This is a genomic window from Puniceicoccus vermicola (assembly GCF_014230055.1).
GTDB classification, from domain to species: Bacteria; Verrucomicrobiota; Verrucomicrobiia; order Opitutales; family Puniceicoccaceae; genus Puniceicoccus; species Puniceicoccus vermicola.
In genome coordinates this window covers 25,167-31,381 of record NZ_JACHVA010000106.1, presented here as the reverse complement: position 1 = coordinate 31,381, position 6,215 = coordinate 25,167, and the positions used below count along the sequence as shown (strand labels likewise).

Below are 6,215 nucleotides of genomic sequence, written 5' to 3'. Positions count from 1 at the left end.
CGGTCACGGGCGACACCCTATCACCGTAGACTCTTACCGTGAACGTGTCCGAGCGCACCGTCATATACGGGGACAGCGCCTGCAGGATATCTCCTTGCTGCAGATAGCCGGGAAAACCGGCGGCCTGCGACATTTGCCCGGGGACGGAGGGATTCGTGGCCTCCTCAGCGATATCCCCGTCTATGCTGATGTTGATCGTCCGATCAATCGCCGCCTGTAGCGCACCCGCCTCTCCCAGCTCGCCGTCCTCCAACTTCCGATTGACGAAGTCGCCCAAGCTCAGAAATGGACCCCGCTTGCGGACTTCCACGACGATCTCTTCGGCCAAGCGCCGCACCTCTTCCTGCTTCAGCGTGCGGAAGCCGATCCAGAAACTATCGTTCCCCTCCCCTGCCGGACTCTCCGGGCTGGTATTATCCATTACCATCTGCACCCGGGGGAACCGCACTCCCTCGATTTCGCTTGAAGACCAAAAATCGGCGATCTGACCATTCTCGGTGAGCTTCTGGACCGGCAGTTTGTGCGTGCCGGAAAGAAAAGCTTCCCACGCATCGACCGAGGTCGAGTTCACATTGAACATCCCTTCAACCATGAGATGACCCGCGTTGTGAAAGAAGCTTCCGGACTCCTCGTCGCCAACATCCTGGAGCACCTCCGCAGTGAATTGGGAATCGCCCGGAGTGTAGGGCTTAAAACGGGGATTGGGCAAAGAGGCCTCGCCGCTCAGCAACTCTTCGAAGGACGGCTCGATTCCCGTCTCACCGTAGTTGTCGGCGACCTGCGGGATCGTCGTAAAGATGAAGCTATCCCAAAGGTGTTCATTGACCAGATACGACGCGTCATAGAGATTGAACGATCCACTGATTCCCCAGTTTTCATCCTCGTCCAGACCCGTATCGAAACCGCTAAACTGATCGGTCACGCTCGCCCGCCATTGATCCAGTGGCTTGATCCGGGGATTCGGGTACGAGTTGCCGACAATATAAGACGGCTCGTAACTAAAGCGTCCGGCGTTTGCATGCTGCAACTGCCCGAGCGAAACCAGGTCGACGCGCGGCACGTCGAAGAGAATCACCCGGTCATAACCATCCGCAGGGCCGTTTCCGGACCCCCAGTAGGAGTAGCCACGGCCATTATTTCCGGGCTTCATTTGCACCCGGGGTTCGTAAGTCTCGCCTTCGTTCTCAATACTATAAGCCGCCAAGATCGGCGAGTCCGTTGAAGAGCTAATCCCGTAATCCCAGCGGGGATTGCACCACATCGCCCGAACATTCGCCGCAGCAAGAAGCGGCACCGACTCTCCAGGCTCCTTCGTCGTGCGCAATCTCATTTCCGCGCTCAACACCACATTGCGGCTCGGCAATACTGGACCCGTAGTTCTCAGTTTCTTCCCGGGCCTCGGAACATCTCCTCGCAAAATCTTTAAAGCTCTCTTCCCTTCGGGATCTTTGCCGTCCTCTCGTGCGTATGTCCAAAGAATCCGGTCCCAGGCAAACGGTGCAAAAAGCACCTGCGCTGCTGACGGCTCAAAACGCGCAATGACATCACCATTGGCGTTCATAACCTTTGGAACAGGATTCGCGTGAAAATGAAGTCCATGCATCAGAGCGGGGCTCGCCCAAACTACACTGGCTTCGAATACCTGTGGATCGCGGCTGACGTCATAAATATTGTTCCAAATCCCGTACAAGGCTTGATCAGCCACATCGTCAGTGTATCCAGAATACATTGGACTCCCCGCCGAAGCGATGTCTTCTGCCCTAGCCAAGACATGGCTCCGCCCCGGATTCAGGAGAACGGGCTCCTCCGAGTAAGAAGACAGATTATAATAACCGACATTGGCGCCATTTTCCAGCGCGTTAAAGGAAGCGTAATAGCTCCGATCACCGACCGGGTCCACAATGGCAAAAATACTTTCCACAGACTCAGTTAACTCGCCTCCGAAATTCATCTGCACACCCGGATAATTCATCAGAAACGGCCCTCGGATCGGTTTCATCAACGTGCTTCCCTCCACATAATTGGAGGTCATGTCGATTCCGATGTTGTAAGGATTATAGAACGAGCTCCACACCTGCACCTTTGACTGAAGGTCTATATTCTCTGGATTGTCCGGATTATCCCGCCATTTTTCCAACCAGGAGTTTACCTGCAGAAGGGATAACACCGGAGTAATTGGGGAATGCCGATATTCGTTCGCACGCCTCGGCAACCCCAATCGGCGGGGAAGGCTCTCTACAGAAAATCCACTCTCACTCCCTCTGAGAAAAGTGACATCATCCCCATACTCGGTAGCAGCAACGAGAAAATCACCGTAAGGATGCTCTGGATGATATTTTCCGGGATCGGCAGCCATGTCATGAGGCCCGAGTCCGCCTCCGTAAAATTTCACCTTGGGCCACTCCGGTCGAGATGGCACTTTCAAACCATCAATGGCGAACAAGGTTGGATCCAGAGAGGCCACATTTTGTCCGGTCACTGGGTCCATCAAATTCATAATGAAGCGCTTAAGGTTGTAGTAGTCCTTGAACACTTCCCAATGAATGTAACCGCCCCGGAGTAGGTCATTCGAGGCGCTTAACTTCTCCCGGTCCATCAGCACCCGTTGCCGTCTCGGATCTCCGGTAAGAGCCGCGGTAGTTAATTTGGGACGCCCTCCCGCGAATTCGTCAAAGACCTCATCAAACACGGCCTGACGTTCGAAAGCGATCGTCAGGTCACGCTTTAGACCTCCATTCCGAACATCTGCCAGCACCCCAAGAGACTGTGTCGTGTAGTCAAATCGCTTACCTAAGGCAACATCACGGTCGGCACCCAAAACCGACAGTTGAGCCAAAGAAATCAGGGAATTCAAATCTTCGAGAAGAATACCGGAGAGGCCATCCATCCCTTCCAGAATGGCCAGATCAAACGCGCCCGGCAAAACGCCCCCGCCCAGTGGTTCGGCCAGGCCGCCATCCAAGGGATCCTGAAACGCTATCTGAGCTTTGGCACCTTCATCATCGACAATCCATGCATACGATCCCAAAGCGGTATCGGAACCCGAAAATCGAATCGGAACCCTCCCTCCTTGAATCGGTTCGCCATCCGTCAGAAGAGTGAGATCGATGCTTCCGTCAGCAAAAAGTGATATCGCTCCACTCTCCTGAAATGGGTCTGAATCCGTCAGAGCATTGGTACCGTTCTTCTTCAGCCCCGACACCAGCCAAACTACCGGAGTTTCTCCGGTGCTTCGCTGAAAACTACTCTCTCCATCGGAATCAACCACGCCCACCCACCATGCCTTCGGGGAATCCGCAGAGGGAAGATCCGAATCGGAAATATCCATTCGCTCATCCCGGGCAATTATTTGCGTCCGAGCATTGACTCGCGTATCCGGTCCAAGGCTACGTTGAAGTTCGCCGAACGCTGCACTCAATCCGCATAGAGCGTTCTGTCGGGCAAGGGTCAGATTACGCGAGCTCTCCGCCCCTTGAGCCTCAACTCGAAGAAAAACGGAAAGCGCTAAGACCAACAAAAGCAATAAGCTCAACAAACTCAGCGAAACCAGCAGCGCAAAACCCGTCTTGCGATCCAACCCGATCTGGCGTTGCTGCGGGGCTTCTTCCATCATCACCTAAAAATATCAGATTAATAACAAAAACAATCAAGGGAAAAACACCGTTTGGTAACAACCATTGAACCCGCCACTCCCTCTGAAAACAGGTTCATCCACCAGCGATACCGGACGAAGAAACCTTGCCCAATCGTTAGGGAAAACACCTTCTATTTTGCAGCAAAAACCGAAGCCCCCAAGACGATCTGGCTGAGAGTTTCATCGCCTGCGTGAAAACGGCTTTGAAAGTTCACAAATCCCGGACCTCATCCCGCATTCTGCAGAACCTGATATCCCGCAGGTGCATCAAGAATCTTTGGGGTGCAAAATAAATGTCCGTCGACCGCAACCAAGAGGTTCAGCAAGAGGGGCAAAGCGATCAGGAGCTTCAAAAACAGTCTCTACCCCTTCCGGGATCGTCAGATCTACCGAGAGATTTCCCTCCTTCAGTTCCCAGCGAATGCCAACCTTTCCCTGGGGGGTATCCAGTGTCGCCTCGGCCCAGGTCAAGCTGCCACCCGGCCGCGGCCGAAAAATGATCCGCTGATACCCGGGGGCCGTTGGATCCAGGTCCAAACCTGCCACGCTGCGCACCATCCATGCGCCTACCGCGCCATAGGCATAATGATTGAAAGAATTCATACCGGTGCTTTGGAATCCTTTTTCCGGGGTCCAGCCATCCCAGCGTTCCCAAATCGTGGTGGCTCCGTTCTTCACGGGAAACAACCAGGACGGAAACGTCTCTTGCTCAAGCAACTTGTACGCGACGTCCAGGTGGCCGCCGGCTTCCAGGACATCGAGCAAATACGGCGTTCCCACAAAACCCGTTCCGAGATGGAAATGTTTCTGCCGGACCTTTCGCACCAGTTCGGCGGCCGCGGCCGGGCGCATCTCCACAGGCAGCAGGTCAAAATGAAGTGCCAGCACATAAGCGGTCTGCGTGCTGGCAGCGATCAGACCCTCCTCGGTTACAAATCGGCGGCGAAAGGCGGCCACTACTTTCGCATGCTGCTCGCCGAAATGGGCGGCATCCGAGGCTTTTCCAAGGACAGTTGCAATGCGCTTCATGAGATCGAAGTCAAAAGCAAGAAAAGCGGTTCCGATGAGGTCATGAGGCGTCGCGCCAAAATTGGAATCGGTCCCTTCCAGCGAGAGCCAGTCTCCAAACCCCGTGAACCCAGGCAGATCCGGATGGTTGCGAATAAAATTTCTACTGCGTTCCGTCACCAGATAGTCTACGTAACGCTTCATCATCTCGTAATGGTCCGCCAGAATCTGGCTGTCACCGTAGCAAAGATAAATCGTCCACGGACAAATGATCGCCGCGTCAGACCATGCTGGCCCGCCATCATCCCCGTCTTTGATAAAAGCGCAGGGCTGCGGAGCGACTGGAGGGATCGCCCCCTCTGGACTTTGCGCATCGCTCACGTCCCGCATCCACTTATGAAAGAACTCCCGAACATTCATATTGAAACAAGCGGTCCGGATGAACACCTGCGCGTCACCAGTCCACCCCAACCTCTCGTCGCGCTGCGGGCAATCCGTGGGAACTTCCAGGAAATTGCTTTTCTGCCCCCACACAATATTCTGATGAAGTTGATTGAGCAACGGATTCGAGCACGCAAAAACGCCGGTACGGGGGGTGTCCGAGTGAAGCACGACGCCTTCAATCTCCAACGCATCCCCTTCCTGTAAACCAACCACTTCCGCGTAGCGAAACCCGTGAAATGTAAAGCGCGGCTCCCAGATTTCTTCCTCGCCCCCGCGACAGGTGTAACGATCGGTCGCCCGGGCGGTCCGCAGGTTTTCGTAGTAAGGCGAACCGTCGGGATTGAGAATTTCCGCATGCCGGATCGTCAGCGTCGTTCCCGCGCTCGCCTTGACCTTAAGTCTAATGCGTCCGGAAAAATTCTGCCCAAAGTCAAAAAGTCGGCTGGTTTGGTTTTCACCCTCCAGTTTTTTATCCGAGATCGGAATCAACCGCTCCTGCCGCCTCACCCCGGAGTCAAGGGTGGGACTAATTTCAATTCCGGGAGCGTGGCTGAGCACCGCAGCGATCCATTCGGAATCATCGAAGTCCTCTTCCGACCAACCCGTGAATTCTCGGCGCGCATCATAACTTTCCCCCATCAGCAAGTCGCTTTCAAGGATGGGCCCTTCGCTCACCTTCCAGTCCGGCCCGCTGGCGATCACCCGTTCTGATCCATCGGCCAAGGTGATTTTCAGCTCAAGCAATAACTGCGGACGATCACCGTAAACCTGACGCTTAAACCATCCGACATGACCGGCATACCATCCATCCCCCAAGATCACGCCAATCGCATTCCCACCTTGCCGAAGATGAGAAGTCACCTCGTATTCTTGATACTGAACGCGTTTGCGGTAGTCCGTCCAACCGGGGGCAAATATCCGGCCACCGATGCCTCGACCATTGATTTCGCAATCGTACAGTCCGAGCGCGGTAATTGCCAAATGAGCCGATTGAGGTGCCGCATCCAGCTCAAAGCTCATCCGGAGCCAAGGCGGGGGCGACATCTCCTCCCGACTACCGAAGAAAGGAGCCGCCACCCATTTCGCTTGAACAAAAGGATTCGTCTTCATCGTCTAAGTAATACCAAAA

The 6,215-nt window shown here is 54.6% G+C and carries 2 protein-coding genes; both read right to left on the bottom strand.

Annotation, left to right across the window (positions count from 1 at the left end; all coding sequences use genetic code 11):
- Positions 1-3,613 (bottom strand): hypothetical protein (locus tag H5P30_RS14230; RefSeq protein WP_185693600.1); only part of this gene is annotated, 3,613 nt, incomplete at its 3' end.
- Between the two features lie 288 nt (positions 3,614-3,901).
- Positions 3,902-6,196: an alpha-L-rhamnosidase gene (locus H5P30_RS14225; RefSeq protein ID WP_185693599.1), complete on the bottom strand. Its 2,295-nt coding sequence runs from the start codon at positions 6,194-6,196 to the stop codon at positions 3,902-3,904.
- Positions 6,197-6,215 lie beyond the last annotated feature (19 nt).

Bases quoted from the DNA above. Each gene is read 5' to 3' on its own strand.
- H5P30_RS14225 (WP_185693599.1), bottom strand. From the start codon at position 6,196: ATGAAGACGAATCCTTTTGTTCAAGCGAAATGGGTGGCGGCTCCTTTC.